Annotated in this window: 12 protein-coding genes; 10 read left to right on the forward strand and 2 right to left on the reverse strand. The window is 58.8% G+C overall.

Translation table 11 applies throughout. From position 1 onward, the window contains the following. Positions 1 to 55 precede the first annotated feature (55 nt). Both ACZ3HH_RS08380 and ybaK read right to left on the reverse strand, forming a co-directional pair. Positions 56 to 838, reverse strand: coding sequence for a PhzF family phenazine biosynthesis protein (locus tag ACZ3HH_RS08380; RefSeq protein WP_465803942.1), 783 nt, complete (start codon positions 836 to 838; stop codon positions 56 to 58). A 115-nt stretch (positions 839 to 953) separates the two neighbouring features. Next, complete coding sequence (gene ybaK, locus ACZ3HH_RS08385) at positions 954 to 1,424, reverse strand: Cys-tRNA(Pro) deacylase (protein WP_465803944.1); 471 nt, start codon at positions 1,422 to 1,424, stop codon at positions 954 to 956. Between the two features lie 370 nt (positions 1,425 to 1,794). On the opposite strand from ybaK, the gene ACZ3HH_RS08390 reads away from it, so the two are divergent. From ACZ3HH_RS08390 to aauR, 10 genes are all read left to right on the forward strand, one after another. Beyond that, positions 1,795 to 2,646, forward strand: coding sequence for an MIP/aquaporin family protein (locus ACZ3HH_RS08390; protein WP_123358047.1), 852 nt, complete (start codon positions 1,795 to 1,797; stop codon positions 2,644 to 2,646). A gap of 76 nt (positions 2,647 to 2,722) precedes the next feature. Further along, entirely contained in the window at positions 2,723 to 4,228 is a 1,506-nt protein-coding gene (gene glpK, locus ACZ3HH_RS08395) for a glycerol kinase GlpK (RefSeq protein WP_465803946.1), read from the forward strand. A 239-nt stretch (positions 4,229 to 4,467) separates the two neighbouring features. Then, positions 4,468 to 5,223, forward strand: a complete 756-nt coding sequence (locus ACZ3HH_RS08400) for a DeoR/GlpR family transcriptional regulator (RefSeq protein ID WP_007898523.1) — start codon at positions 4,468 to 4,470, stop codon at positions 5,221 to 5,223. 329 nt (positions 5,224 to 5,552) lie between these two features. Next, positions 5,553 to 7,091, forward strand: coding sequence for a glycerol-3-phosphate dehydrogenase (gene glpD, locus ACZ3HH_RS08405; protein ID WP_465803948.1), 1,539 nt, complete (start codon positions 5,553 to 5,555; stop codon positions 7,089 to 7,091). A 452-nt stretch (positions 7,092 to 7,543) separates the two neighbouring features. Beyond that, positions 7,544 to 8,458 carry a glutamate/aspartate ABC transporter substrate-binding protein gene (locus ACZ3HH_RS08410; RefSeq protein WP_465803949.1) on the forward strand — a complete coding sequence of 305 codons (915 nt, stop codon included), beginning with the start codon at positions 7,544 to 7,546 and terminating at the stop codon, positions 8,456 to 8,458. 194 nt (positions 8,459 to 8,652) lie between these two features. Further along, the gene (locus ACZ3HH_RS08415) at positions 8,653 to 9,399 is read left to right on the forward strand and encodes an amino acid ABC transporter permease (protein ID WP_007898526.1); all 747 of its coding nucleotides are present in this window, start codon (positions 8,653 to 8,655) and stop codon (positions 9,397 to 9,399) included. After that, positions 9,399 to 10,070 carry an amino acid ABC transporter permease gene (locus ACZ3HH_RS08420; RefSeq protein WP_465804049.1) on the forward strand — a complete coding sequence of 224 codons (672 nt, stop codon included), beginning with the start codon at positions 9,399 to 9,401 and terminating at the stop codon, positions 10,068 to 10,070. Before ACZ3HH_RS08415 ends, ACZ3HH_RS08420 begins: the two co-directional genes overlap by 1 nt. Then, the gene (locus ACZ3HH_RS08425; RefSeq protein WP_095051338.1) at positions 10,067 to 10,801 is read left to right on the forward strand and encodes an amino acid ABC transporter ATP-binding protein; all 735 of its coding nucleotides are present in this window, start codon (positions 10,067 to 10,069) and stop codon (positions 10,799 to 10,801) included. The genes ACZ3HH_RS08420 and ACZ3HH_RS08425 overlap by 4 nt, the downstream gene beginning before the upstream one ends. Before the next feature lie 244 nt (positions 10,802 to 11,045). Next, entirely contained in the window at positions 11,046 to 12,947 is a 1,902-nt protein-coding gene (gene aauS, locus ACZ3HH_RS08430) for a two-component sensor histidine kinase AauS (protein ID WP_465803951.1), read from the forward strand. Continuing rightward, positions 12,944 to 14,272 (forward strand): two-component response regulator AauR, encoded by a 1,329-nt coding sequence (gene aauR, locus ACZ3HH_RS08435; protein WP_465803952.1) that lies wholly within the window; start codon positions 12,944 to 12,946, stop codon positions 14,270 to 14,272. The genes aauS and aauR overlap by 4 nt, the downstream gene beginning before the upstream one ends. The last annotated feature ends 2 nt before the right edge of the window (positions 14,273 to 14,274 follow it).

The raw sequence follows: 14,274 nt of genomic DNA on the forward strand, positions 1-14,274 counted from the left end.
GATGTTGAATGTTTGGCCCCTTCGCGAGCAAGCCCACTCCCACATTGGACTTTGGTTAACCCAACATCAGTGTTCCGCTTGCGACCAGCGTTGCATTCCCGCCAATACTCACCCGATCCCCTTCCAGCAGGCAAAACAACTCCCCGCCCCGCGCCGAACACTGATAAGCCGTCAGACTCGACTTGCTCAAGCGTTGCGACCAATACGGAATCAGGCTGCAATGGGTCGACCCGGTCACCGGGTCTTCGTTGATGCCGATTGCCGGCGCAAAGTAGCGCGACACAAAATCATGCTTGTTGCCCTGGGCCGTCACAATGGCACCCGGCCACGGTAGTTTTGCCAGCGCAACCATGTCCGGCTGACAATCGAGCACCGCTTGCTCGGACTCCAGCACCACGAACAACTCTTTCGAACCCAACACGTCGACTGTTTTCACACCCAAGGCGCGCTCGACATCCAGGGTCACGCCCACTTCTGTCGGCACGACGGCCGGGAAATCCAGCCACAAGCGCTTGCCCTCACGGCTGACACTCAGCGGGCCAGACTTGCAGATGAAGTCCAGCCGTTCGACCGGTTCCTTATAGATTTCAAACAGAACATAGGCGCTGGCCAGGGTCGCATGGCCGCATAGCGGGACTTCGGTGGTCGGGGTAAACCAGCGGATGTGCCAGACGGCCCCCTCACGAACCAGAAATGCGGTTTCGGCGAGGTTGTGTTCGGCAGCGATTTTTTGCATCAACTCATCGTCGAGCCAGGAATCGAGCCGGTACACCATCGCCGGGTTGCCACTGAACGGCCGATCACTGAACGCGTCGACCTGATGAAACTCTAGCTGCATGCCACTTCTCCCTTTTTAGGTCGACGAGCATGCAGCCACGAAGAGCCCTCCACCAGTGACAGAACCAATCAATTTCCACCATACAGGGCCGGGCTGAACGCCCGAGACCCTCTGCTCAGGCGCGACCGATATCGGCGAACTTCGCCTGGGTGTGTTCGGCCAACACAGCGGACGCCAGTTCAACTTCCAGGCCGCGTCGTCCGGCGCTGACGAAGATGCTGGAAAAAGGCTGAGCTGAACTGTCAATAAAGGTACGCAGGCGCTTCTTCTGCCCGAGCGGGCTGATGCCGCCTAACAGATACCCCGTCGAACGCTGTGCAGCCGCGGGATCGGCCATTTCGACTTTTTTCACACCTGCAGCCTGCGCCAGCGCCTTCAAGTCCAGACTTCCGACGACCGGCACCACCGCCACCAACAATTCCCCCTTTTCGCTGGCCGCCAGCAATGTCTTGAACACCTGAGCCGGATCCAACCCCAGTTTCTCCGCGGCCTCCAGACCATAGGACGCTGCCTTCGGATCATGTTCGTAACTGTGCACGCGATGTTCGGCACGAACTTTTTTCAACAAATCCAATGCGGGGGTCATGACAGCTCCAAGCTTGGCGGCAGAAGAAAAATACTGCGCAGGATTCTAGGTCATTGATCGATAAAAGGCTCTATTACAACGCCATTTCAATAGCTTGGCCGGACTTCAGCACCGTTCGTCCACGGTCGTCCTGCCTGATGAACGATGCGGTCATTCACGTGACTAATAGTTTAAATGTGATCGACAGTTCACTTTCGACCTTTGACAGCAGCGTTTCTTGTCTATATTTTTTCGAATCTGAATACTGTACGAATGTCTCACCGCAGCACCCAGCAGTAAGCCGAGCACAGGATGGGGATCCTGCCTTGGTGAAAATCGCGCTTTGACCTTGATGAAAAAGCGCCAGACAACAACAAAAACGAGGTTTTTAATGACAACTGCTTTACAACAACCGTCGCTCTCGAGCCAATGCATGGCCGAGTTTCTGGGTACTGCGCTGCTAATCTTTTTCGGTACCGGCTGCGTTGCCGCGCTCAAGGTGGCGGGTGCCAGCTTCGGGCTGTGGGAAATCAGCATCATCTGGGGGGTTGGCGTCAGCATGGCGATCTATCTCACCGCCGGCGTTTCCGGCGCGCACCTCAATCCTGCCGTGAGTATCGCGCTGAGCATTTTCGCTGACTTTGAAAAGCGCAAACTGCCGTTCTATATCCTCTCCCAGGTGGCCGGCGCCTTCTGCGGGGCCTTGTTGGTTTACACGCTCTACAGCAACCTTTTCTTCGATTTCGAACAAACTCACCAAATGGTTCGTGGCACCCAGGCCAGCCTTGAATTGGCTTCGGTGTTCTCCACTTTCCCGAACCCTGCCCTGACCACAGCCCAGGCCTTTTTGGTTGAAGTGATCATCACCGCCATCCTGATGGGCGTGATCATGTCGCTGACCGACGACAACAATGGCCTGCCCAAAGGGCCACTGGCACCGCTGCTGATCGGCCTGCTGATTGCAGTGATCGGTAGCTCGATGGGCCCGTTGACCGGTTTCGCGATGAACCCGGCCCGCGACTTCGGTCCTAAACTAATGACTTTCTTCGCGGGCTGGGGTGAAATTTCCTTCACTGGCGGACGCGATATCCCGTACTTCCTGATCCCGATTTTTGCACCGATTGTCGGTGCCTGCCTCGGTGCTGCAGCTTATCGCGGGCTGATTGCCCGTCATCTGCCCAGCGCCATACCTGCTACAAAGGATGCAGCACCGGCCATTGACGGCAAACCAAGAACGTCTTGAAACCGTTGGCGCGTGATCCTGCCCATGTGGTCCCGCGCCTGACCTCACTTCCTAATTTTCGTCCAAGGCAATCGACATGACCGATATACAGAATAAGAACTACATCATTGCCCTCGATCAGGGTACGACCAGCTCCCGCGCGATCATTTTCGACCGTGACGCAAACGTGGTCTGCACCGCCCAGCGCGAATTCGCGCAGCATTACCCGCAAGCCGGCTGGGTCGAACATGACCCGATGGAAATCTTCGCCACCCAAAGCGCCGTGATGGTCGAGGCCCTGGCTCAAGCCGGCCTGCATCACGACCAGGTCGCGGCCATCGGCATCACCAACCAGCGCGAAACCACCGTGGTCTGGGACAAGACCACCGGCCGCCCGATCTACAACGCGATCGTCTGGCAGTGCCGCCGCAGCACCGAAATCTGCCAGCAGCTCAAGCGCGATGGCCACGAGCAATACATCAGCGACACCACTGGCCTGGTCACCGACCCGTACTTCTCCGGCACCAAACTCAAGTGGATCCTCGACAACGTCGAAGGCAGCCGTGAGCGTGCGCGCAAGGGTGAACTGCTGTTCGGCACCATCGATAGCTGGCTGATCTGGAAATTTACCGGCGGCAAAGTGCACGTCACCGACTACACCAACGCCTCGCGCACCATGCTCTTCAACATCCACACGCGGGAGTGGGACGCGAAGATGCTGGAAGTCCTCGACATCCCGCGCGAGATGCTGCCGGAAGTTAAGTCCTCATCCGAAATCTACGGCCACACCAAAAGTGGCATCGCCATTGGCGGTATTGCCGGCGACCAGCAGGCGGCCCTCTTCGGCCAGATGTGCGTCGAGCCAGGCCAGGCGAAAAACACCTACGGCACCGGTTGCTTCCTGCTGATGAACACCGGCGACAAAGCCGTGAAATCCAAACACGGCATGCTCACCACCATCGCTTGTGGCCCGCGCGGCGAAGTGGCCTACGCCCTGGAAGGCGCGGTGTTCAACGGTGGCTCCACCGTGCAGTGGCTGCGTGATGAGTTGAAAATCATCAACGACGCCCACGACACCGAATACTTCGCCAACAAGGTCAAGGACAGCAACGGCGTGTACCTGGTGCCGGCCTTCACCGGCCTGGGCGCTCCGTACTGGGACCCGTATGCCCGTGGCGCGCTGTTCGGTCTGACTCGCGGCGTACGCGTGGATCACATCATTCGTGCCGCGCTGGAGTCGATTGCCTACCAGACCCGCGACGTCCTGGACGCCATGCAGCAGGACTCCGGCGAACGCCTCAAGTCCCTGCGTGTGGACGGCGGCGCAGTTGCGAACAACTTCCTGATGCAATTCCAGGCCGACATCCTCGGCACTCAGGTCGAGCGTCCGCAAATGCGCGAAACCACAGCACTGGGCGCGGCTTACCTGGCGGGTTTGGCGTGCGGCTTCTGGGGCAGCCTGGACGAGCTACGCGGCAAGGCGGTGATCGAGCGCGAGTTCCAACCGACGCTGGACGAAACCGCGAAGGAAAAACTCTACGCCGGCTGGAAAAAAGCCGTCAGCCGCACTCGCGATTGGGAACCGCACGAGGGTGCTGAATAAGCCAAGGACCGGACCCAAACAGGGTTCGTCCAAACATCGTGAAAACGTAGCGAGCGAAGGAAAGACAAGGCAAAAACAGGCGAGGATGCGGAGTTTACGAGTTTGTAAATGAGCAGTCCGAGCCTGTTTTCAACGCAGTATTTTCGAGCGCAGTAGTTTTCACGTTGTTTGGAAACTGGTAGGGAGCGGATTCCTGCGTCATCATGGGCGAATTTTGCACGGCAGCCAAAGGAAGCCCCATGAATCTGCCTCCCCGTCAGCAGCAAATCCTCGAACTGGTCCGCGAACGCGGCTATGTCAGCATCGAGGAAATGGCCCAGCTGTTCGTCGTTACACCGCAAACCATCCGCCGCGATATCAATCAACTGGCGGAAGTGAATCTGTTGCGTCGCTACCACGGCGGCGCAGCCTACGACTCCAGCGTCGAAAACACCGCCTACGCCATGCGCGCCGATCAGATGCGCGATGAAAAGCAGCGCATCGGCGAAGCCATTGCCGCTCAGATTCCCGATCACGCCTCGCTGTTTATCAATATCGGTACCACTACCGAATCCATCGCTCGGGCGCTGCTCAACCACAACCACCTGAAGATCATCACCAACAACCTGCATGTGGCCTCGATGCTCAGCGCCAAGGACGATTTCGACGTACTGCTGACCGGTGGCAACGTGCGGCGGGACGGTGGTGTGGTCGGTCAGGCGAGTGTCGACTTCATTAACCAGTTCAAGGTCGACTTCGCCCTGGTCGGCATCAGCGGCATCGATGAAGACGGCAGTTTGCTGGACTTCGATTATCAGGAAGTGCGGGTGTCTCAGGCGATCATCGCCAACGCCCGACAGGTGATTCTGGCGGCTGACTCCAGCAAATTCGGGCGCAATGCCATGATTCGTCTGGGACCGATCAGCCTGATCGATTGCCTGGTTACTGATCAGCAACCCTCGCCAGCCTTGGCGCAGTTGTTGAGCCAGCACAAGATTCGGCTCGAAGTGGTTTAACCCCCCTCGAAAACAGCGCACTCCCTTGTGGCGAGGGAGCTTGCTCCCGCTCGGCTGCGCAGCAGACGCAAATCAGACAATTTGTTCTTCCTGAAAAACCGCGTTCGCCGGTTTTAGGGCTGCTTCGCAGCCCAGCGGGAGCAAGCTCCCTCGCCACAAAAGCACTCCCACGCTCATTCAATGTTCGTAAATTTTCCTTTAACCGCCCTTCGATCAGTATTTTCAATCGAAGTTGACTGGCTGTGGGCGTCTTTATGGGCTAGTATTTTCGCAAATGAACATTAATGTTCGAATTCCAATATAGAAAATCAAAAGCCCGAGGCCAGCCGATGCCCACTTCTACCTTGCCTACGCCTCCTCTCGCCGAGGTCTACGATATCGCCGTCATCGGTGGTGGGATCAATGGCGTGGGGATCGCAGCGGATGCCGCCGGTCGCGGTCTTTCGGTATTCCTTTGCGAAAAGGATGACTTGGCTAGCCACACCTCGTCTGCCAGCAGCAAGCTGATCCACGGCGGCCTGCGCTACCTCGAACATTACGAATTCCGCCTGGTGCGCGAAGCCCTCGCCGAGCGCGAAGTGCTGCTGGCCAAGGCGCCGCACATCGTTAAACAGATGCGTTTCGTGCTGCCGCACCGCCCGCACCTGCGTCCAGCCTGGATGATCCGCGCTGGCCTGTTCCTTTATGATCACCTCGGCAAACGGGAAAAGCTCGAAGGCTCGAAAAGCCTGAAGTTCGGCCCGGACAGCGCACTGAAAAGCGAAATCACCAAAGGCTTCGAATATTCCGATTGCTGGGTCGATGACGCACGTCTGGTTGTGCTCAACGCCATGGCCGCCCGCGAGAAAGGCGCTCACGTCCATACCCAAACCCGTTGCGTCAGTGCCCGTCGTACCAAGGGCCTGTGGAACCTGAATCTGGAGCGCGCCGATGGCAGCCTGTTTTCGATCCGCGCCAAGGCGCTGGTGAACGCAGCCGGCCCATGGGTCGCCAAGTTCATCCGTGACGACCTGAAGATGGAATCGCCGTACGGCATCCGTTTGATCCAGGGCAGCCACCTGATCGTGCCGAAGCTGTATGAAGGCGAACACGCGCACATTCTGCAGAACGAAGATCAGCGCATCGTGTTCACCATTCCGTACCTGAACCACTTCACCCTGATCGGCACCACCGACCGCGAGTACACCGGCGACCCGGCTAAAGTGGCGATCACCGAAGGCGAAACCGATTATCTGCTCAAAGTGGTCAACGCCCACTTCAAGAAGCAAATCAGCCGCGACAACATCCTGCACAGCTATTCCGGCGTTCGTCCGCTGTGCAACGATGAGTCCGACAACCCGTCAGCCGTCACCCGCGACTACACCCTGGCATTGTCGGGCAGTGGCGAAGAGGCACCGTTGTTGTCAGTGTTCGGCGGCAAACTGACGACTTACCGCAAACTCGCCGAGTCGGCGCTGGCGCAACTGGCCCCGTACTTCACGCACATCAAGCCAAGCTGGACCGCCAGCGCCACCCTCCCCGGCGGTGAAGACATGACCACTCCGCAGGCCTTGAGCTCGCGGATCCGCGACAAATTCGACTGGGTGCCCACCGAGATCGCTCGACGTTGGGCCACCACTTACGGCAGCCGCACCTGGCGCATGCTCGAAGGTGTGGAAAGCCTCAGTGATCTGGGCGAACACATCGGCGGCGGCCTCTACACCCGCGAAGTCGATTACCTGTGCAGCGAAGAATGGGCGACCACCGCCCACGACATTCTGTGGCGTCGCAGCAAGCTTGGGCTGTTCACCACACCGGACGAGCAGCAGAAGCTCAAGGATTACCTGAACAAGGTCGAACAGAACCGCAGCAAGATCGAAGCGGCCTGACCGGCAATCCGGTTGAACGAAAGCCCCTGAATCTCACGATTCAGGGGCTTTTTTGTATTCCGAACACATCTCGATCCCCTGTGGGAGCCGGGCTTGCCCGCGATGACGCCAGCACAGTCAATAATAATGTCGACTGATACACCGCTATCGCGGGCAAGCCCGCTCCCACAGGGTTTGAGTAAAACCCAAGATTGTATTCGGTTTTCCGAACGCGACCTGTCGGTCGATTCGGATAACCGGATTACTGATCGTGAAAAAATCACGCCATAAATATTTAATAGCCTTATAAATCAACAACTTGATCTATATCGCCTGGCCTGGCACGAGTCATGCTCTACACTCTTGGACGAATGTCCGCTGCGCCAACCCTTCAGGAGCCGGCAAGCATTCGAAGCACAAAAAAGGGCCGATGAACTGGCTCCATATATAAAAACAATGTCGAGGAAAATTTGATGCGCATCGTTCCCCATATCCTGGGCGCAGCCATTGCTGCCGCTCTGATTAGCACTCCAGTTTTCGCTGCCGAACTCACCGGCACACTGAAGAAGATCAAAGAGTCTGGCACCATCACCCTCGGGCATCGTGACGCCTCCATTCCGTTTTCCTACATCGCAGACGCTTCCGGCAAACCGGTTGGCTACTCCCACGATATCCAGCTGAAAATCGTTGAAGCCATCAAGAAAGACCTGGACATGCCCAACCTCCAGGTCAAATACAACCTGGTGACCTCGCAAACCCGTATCCCGCTGGTGCAGAACGGCACCGTGGACGTCGAGTGCGGCTCCACCACCAACAACGTCGAACGTCAGCAGCAAGTTGACTTCTCCGTCGGCATCTTCGAAATCGGCACCAAGCTGCTGGCCAAGAAAGATTCCCCATACAAAGACTTCGCCGACCTGAAAGGCAAGAACGTCGTGACCACCGCGGGCACCACGTCCGAGCGCATCCTCAAGTCGATGAACGCCGACAAGCAGATGGGCATGAACGTGATCTCCGCCAAAGACCATGGCGAATCCTTCCAGATGCTGGAAACCGGCCGTGCCGTGGCTTTCATGATGGACGACGCCTTGCTGGCCGGTGAAATGGCCAAGGCCAAGAAGCCGACCGACTGGGCCGTGACCGGGACTGCACAGTCCAACGAAATTTACGGCTGCATGGTTCGCAAAGGCGACGCGCCGTTCAAGAAAGCTGTAGACGACGCCATCATCGCGACCTACAAATCCGGCGAGATCAACAAGATCTACGAAAAATGGTTCATGCAGCCAATTCCGCCAAAAGGCCTGAACCTGATGTTCCCGATGAGCGAAGAGCTCAAGGCCCTGATCGCCAATCCGACCGACAAAGCGGCTGACGAAAAGAAATCCTGATTTCTGACTAACCTTATTCCCTGAGAGGGCCTGCGCCCTTTCAGGGATTTGTCACTCCCTGCTGGCATTTCTGGAAACACTCGAACCGGTGGCTGTCGAGCCGCTCGTGTGTGCCTGAACTTCAAGGTTCGGGCGGGAACGGAGCTTCCCCAGGCGGGCATTTGCACATCGAACGAATCCGAGGGGAGACCCTAATGAATTACAACTGGGACTGGGGCGTGTTCTTCAAGTCCACCGGCGTGGGCAGCGAGATTTATTTCGACTGGTACCTCTCCGGTTTGGGCTGGACCATCGCCATTGCCGTTGCAGCCTGGATCATCGCGCTGCTGCTGGGCTCGATTCTGGGCGTCATGCGCACGGTACCGAATCGCATCGTATCGGGCATTGCGACCTGCTACGTCGAACTCTTCCGTAACGTGCCGCTGCTGGTTCAGCTGTTCATCTGGTACTTCCTGGTGCCCGACCTGCTGCCTGCGGACATCCAGGAGTGGTACAAGCAGGATCTCAACCCGACCACTTCGGCCTTCCTCAGCGTCGTCGTGTGCCTGGGTCTGTTCACTACTGCCCGGGTTTGCGAACAAGTACGTACCGGTATCCAGGCGTTGCCTCGCGGCCAGGAATCTGCTGCCCGTGCCATGGGTTTCAAGCTGCCGCAGATCTACTGGAACGTGCTGCTGCCCCAGGCTTATCGCATCATCATTCCGCCGCTTACCTCGGAATTTTTGAACGTGTTCAAGAACTCGTCCGTGGCCTCGCTGATCGGCCTGATGGAGCTGCTTGCGCAGACCAAACAGACTGCCGAGTTCTCCGCCAACCTGTTCGAAGCCTTCACCTTGGCCACGCTGATCTACTTCACGCTGAACATGGGCCTGATGCTGCTGATGCGCGCGGTCGAGAAGAAAGTCGCCGTACCGGGCCTGATTTCCGTAGGAGGTAAATGATGGAATTCGACTTCACGGGCATCATTCCGTCCCTGCCGGGTTTGTGGAACGGCATGGTCATGACCCTCAAACTGATGGCTCTGGGCGTGAGCGGCGGGATCATCCTCGGCACGATCCTGGCACTGATGCGCCTGTCCCACAACAAACTGCTGTCGAACCTTGCCGGCGCCTACGTTAACTACTTCCGCTCGATCCCGCTGCTGCTGGTCATCACCTGGTTCTACCTGGCGGTGCCGTTCGTGCTGCGCTGGATCACTGGCGAGGACACTCCGATCGGCGCGTTCGCCTCGTGCATCGTGGCGTTCATGATGTTCGAAGCGGCGTACTTCTGCGAAATCGTCCGGGCCGGCGTGCAGTCGATTCCCAAGGGCCAGATGGCGGCTGCCCAGGCCATGGGCATGACTTACAGCCAGATGATGCGGTTGATCATCCTGCCGCAAGCGTTCCGCAAGATGACCCCGCTGCTGCTGCAACAGAGCATCATCCTGTTTCAGGACACCTCGCTGGTTTACGCGGTGGGTCTGGTGGATTTCCTCAATGCCTCGCGCGCCAGTGGCGACATCATCGGTCGCTCCAATGAGTTCCTGATCTTCGCAGGTCTCACGTACTTCACAATCAGCTTTGCCGCCTCGCTGCTGGTCAAGCGTCTGCAAAAAAGGTTTGCCGTATGATCTCTATCAAGAATGTCAACAAGTGGTATGGCGACTTCCAGGTACTGACTGACTGCAGCACCGAAGTCAAAAAAGGCGAAGTGATCGTGGTGTGCGGGCCATCCGGCTCCGGCAAATCCACCCTGATCAAATGCGTCAACGCGCTGGAACCGTTCCAGAAAGGCGACGTGATTGTCGATGGCACGTCCATCGCCGACCCGAAAACCAACCTGCCAAAACTGCGTTCGCGCGTCGGCATGGTGTTCCAGCATTTCGAACTGTTCCCGCACCTGAGCATCATCGATAACCTGACCATCGCGCAAATCAAGGTGCTGGGCCGCAGCAAGGAAGAAGCCAGCAAAAAAGCCCTGCAACTGCTTGAACGCGTCGGCCTCTCTGCCCACGCCAAAAAGCACCCGGGCCAGCTTTCTGGTGGTCAGCAACAGCGTGTGGCGATTGCCCGTGCGCTGGCGATGGATCCGATTGTCATGCTGTTCGACGAACCGACCTCGGCGCTGGACCCGGAAATGGTCAACGAAGTACTCGACGTGATGGTGCAACTGGCCCATGAAGGCATGACCATGATGTGCGTGACCCACGAAATGGGCTTCGCCCGTAAAGTGGCGGACCGGGTGATCTTCATGGACCAGGGCAAGATCATCGAAGACTGCAAGAAAGAGGAGTTCTTCGGCGACATCAATGCCCGTGCCGAGCGTACGCAGCATTTCCTCGCCAAGATTCTGCAGCACTAAGAAAGCACCACACCACTCCCAATGTGGGAGCGGACTTATGTGGCGAGGGGGCTTGTCGGAACGCCGCATCGCCCCGTTGGGTCGCGAAGCGGCCCCGGCATTTAGAAGTCAAACCGCATGCAACGGGTTTACGACTGCTTCGCAGCCGAACGGGGGCAAGCCCCCTCGCCACACAAGCTCGCTCCCACAGGGGGCCTGTTGGGTATATGGATATTTGTGTTGTGGTTGACCCAAGGCATCTGTGATGAAATGCGACTCCATCCTCTATCGCGCCGCGCCGCCATCACTCGCCGTGAAACCCCGTTTGATTCGCCATCTGTTCCTGCCGCCGCTGATCATCGCCTTGATGATCGGATTGGGTTATATCGGCTTCTGGGTCAGTGAACACTACGGCATTCGGGGCCTCAGCGAGAACGGCCAGCGCCAGCTGGAACTGCACGCCCGCGCCGTCGAGAGCGAGATCAGCAAGTACACCTACCTGCCCAGCCTGCTGGAACTCGAATCCAGTGTTTCCAGACTGCTGGCCGACCCGTCTCCGGAACTGCGGCAGACGGTCAACGAATACCTTGAAGGCCTGAACCGGCGTAGCCGCAGTCGGGCCATTTATGTGATGGACACCACCGGTCGCGTACTGGCCACCAGCAACTGGCGCGATGTCGACAGTTATCTGGGTGAAGACCTGTCCTTCCGTGCCTATTTCAAGAATGCCGTGCGCGGTCAGCCGGGGCGTTTCTACGGCATCGGCAGCACCAGCGGCGAACCTGGCTATTACCTGGCGCACGGCCTGGAAGAGCATGGCAAGATTACCGGCGTCGCGGTGGTCAAGGTTCGCCTCGAAGCCATGGAAGAACGCTGGCAGCGTGCGCGCCTGGAAGCCTTCGTCAGCGACGAGAACGGCATCATCATTCTCTCCAGCGATCCAGCGCGGCGGCTCAAATCAGTGGTGCCGTTGAGCGATGAAACGAAGGAACGCCTGGCCCGCAGCCTCCAGTATTACTGGTATCCGCTGAACGAACTGCAACCGCTGGCGCGCGAGCCTTTGGCTGAAGGTGAGGAGAAACTGACCTTCCCCGCCAACAGCGAACTGGTGTCCGATGAAGAGAACATCAGCTACCTCTCGCAAACCCGTCCTTTAAGCGATACACCCTGGAATTTCACCCTGCTCACGCCCCTGCAAGACCTGCGGCGTGAAGCGATCAATCAGGGGATTCTGGTGGCGGTGGCGTTTGCCCTGGTGGCCTTTCTGCTGATCGCCTGGAATGAGCGGCGCAAGGTCATCGCCACCCGCCTCGCGGCGCGGGAGGCCTTGCAGGAAGCCAACAATCAACTGGAGCGTCGGATTACCGAACGCACCACCGACCTGCGCGCCAGCAACGAACGGCTCAAGGGCCAGATCCGTGAACGCCGGCAGGCCGAAGAGACCTTGCGCCGGGCCCAGGATGAACTGGTCCAGGCCGGCAAACTGGCCGCTATCGGCCAGATGTCCACCAGCATCGCCCACGAATTGAACCAGCCGCTGGCAGCCTTGCGGACCTTGTCCGGCAATACCGTGCGCTTTCTGGAACGCGGTCAGCTTGATGTGGCCAGCACCAATCTCAAGACGATTAACGAACTGATCGACCGCATGGGCCGGATCACCGCCAGCCTGCGTTCCTTCGCCCGGCGCGGCGATGACAAGGGCCAGGCCAGCCTCGGCAAAGCCGTGGACGCCGCCCTGCAATTGCTGGGCAGTCGCGTGGAAAATGCGCATCTGCAACTGCACCGTGACTTCGCCGATGTGCAGGTGCAGATCGACCAGACGCGCCTGGAGCAGATCCTGGTCAACCTGATCGGCAACGCCCTCGACGCCATGCAGGCACAGCCGCTGCCAGAGCTTTGGCTGGAAGGCGAACAGTTTGATGGCAAATATCGTCTGCGAGTACGCGACAATGGCCACGGCATCGATGCCGAAGCGCGCAAGCATCTGTTCGAACCGTTCTTCACCACCAAACCCGGCGAACAAGGCCTGGGCCTCGGCCTGACCCTGTCGGCAAGCCTGGCCGCTGCCACCGGCGGGCATCTGGGTGTCGAACACCCGGCCAGCGGTGGTACCACCTTCGTCCTCAGTTTACCGTTGGTAAGCCCCACTCCCGCCGAGCCAGTATGAACAACGACCTTAGTGTGCTGATCGTCGAAGACGACCCTCATGTCCTGCTCGGCTGCCAACAGGCGCTGACCCTGGAAGACATTCCCTGCGTGGGTGTCGGCAGCGCCGAAGAAGCGCTGGAGCGAGTCGGCGATAACTTCGCCGGCATCGTCATCAGCGACATCCGCCTGCCGGGTATCGATGGCCTGGAGCTGTTGACCCGGCTCAAGGCCCGCGATCGCAGCCTGCCGGTGGTGCTGATTACCGGCCACGGCGACATTTCCATGGCCGTCGGCGCGATGCAGAAAGGCGCCTACGACTTCATGGAGAAACCCTTCTCCCCCGAACGCCTGGTAGACGTCGCCCGCCGCGCACTGGAGCAACGCAGCCTGGCGCGGGAAGTGTCGTCGTTACGTCGACAACTGTTCGAGCGCGATTCCCTCGAAGGCCGGATCATCGGACGCTCGCCCGCCATGCAAAACCTGCGGGAACTGATCGCCAACGTCGCCGACACCTCGGCCAACGTGCTGATCGAAGGCGAGACCGGTACCGGTAAAGAGTTGGTTGCACGCTGCCTGCACGACTTCAGCCGTCGGCACACCAAACAGTTCGTCGCGCTGAACTGCGGTGGCCTGCCGGAGAACCTGTTCGAAAGCGAAATTTTCGGCCACGAGGCCAACGCCTTCACCGGTGCGGGCAAGCGGCGGATCGGCAAAATCGAACACGCCGACGGCGGCACGCTGTTCCTCGACGAAGTGGAAAGCATGCCGCTGCCGCTGCAGATCAAACTGCTGCGGGTGTTGCAGGAACGCACCCTCGAACGCCTCGGCTCGAACCAGAGCGTGGCGGTGGATTGTCGAGTGATCGCCGCGACCAAGTCCGATCTGGATCAATCGAGCAAGGCCGGCGAGTTTCGCAGCGACCTGTATTACCGCCTGAACGTGGTGACTCTGGAACTGCCGCCGCTGCGCGAACGCCGTGAAGACATCCTGCAACTGTTCGAACACTTCCTGCAGCAGTCATCCCTGCGCTTCGACCGCGCTGTGCCGGAGCTGGACAATCAGACTGTGTCGACCCTGATGAGCCACGACTGGCCGGGCAACGTGCGCGAATTGCGCAACGTCGCCGAACGCTTTGCCCTCGGCCTGCCGGCCTTCAAAAAAACCGGTGCCAGCGGCAGTAATCAGGGCCTGGCCTTCGCCGAAGCGGTGGAGGCCTTCGAACGCAACCTGCTCAGCGACGCGTTGCAGCGCAGCGGCGGCAACCTGACCCAGGCCAGTCTGGAACTGGGGATGGCCAAGACCACGCTGTTCGACAAAGTGAAGAAATACGGGCTGAGCCACTGATG

This window comes from Pseudomonas sp. PME37.24/025 (assembly GCF_055556615.1).

Coding starts and splice junctions, on each gene's coding strand:
- ACZ3HH_RS08415 (WP_007898526.1), top strand. CDS start 8,653: ATGAATTACAACTGGGACTGGGGCGTGTTCTTCAAGTCCACCGGCGTG.
- ACZ3HH_RS08400 (WP_007898523.1), top strand. CDS start 4,468: ATGAATCTGCCTCCCCGTCAGCAGCAAATCCTCGAACTGGTCCGCGAA.
- glpK (WP_465803946.1), top strand. CDS start 2,723: ATGACCGATATACAGAATAAGAACTACATCATTGCCCTCGATCAGGGT.
- ybaK (WP_465803944.1), bottom strand. CDS start 1,424: ATGACCCCCGCATTGGATTTGTTGAAAAAAGTTCGTGCCGAACATCGC.
- ACZ3HH_RS08420 (WP_465804049.1), top strand. CDS start 9,399: ATGGAATTCGACTTCACGGGCATCATTCCGTCCCTGCCGGGTTTGTGG.
- ACZ3HH_RS08425 (WP_095051338.1), top strand. CDS start 10,067: ATGATCTCTATCAAGAATGTCAACAAGTGGTATGGCGACTTCCAGGTA.
- ACZ3HH_RS08390 (WP_123358047.1), top strand. CDS start 1,795: ATGACAACTGCTTTACAACAACCGTCGCTCTCGAGCCAATGCATGGCC.
- aauR (WP_465803952.1), top strand. CDS start 12,944: ATGAACAACGACCTTAGTGTGCTGATCGTCGAAGACGACCCTCATGTC.
- aauS (WP_465803951.1), top strand. CDS start 11,046: ATGAAATGCGACTCCATCCTCTATCGCGCCGCGCCGCCATCACTCGCC.
- glpD (WP_465803948.1), top strand. CDS start 5,553: ATGCCCACTTCTACCTTGCCTACGCCTCCTCTCGCCGAGGTCTACGAT.
- ACZ3HH_RS08380 (WP_465803942.1), bottom strand. CDS start 838: ATGCAGCTAGAGTTTCATCAGGTCGACGCGTTCAGTGATCGGCCGTTC.
- ACZ3HH_RS08410 (WP_465803949.1), top strand. CDS start 7,544: ATGCGCATCGTTCCCCATATCCTGGGCGCAGCCATTGCTGCCGCTCTG.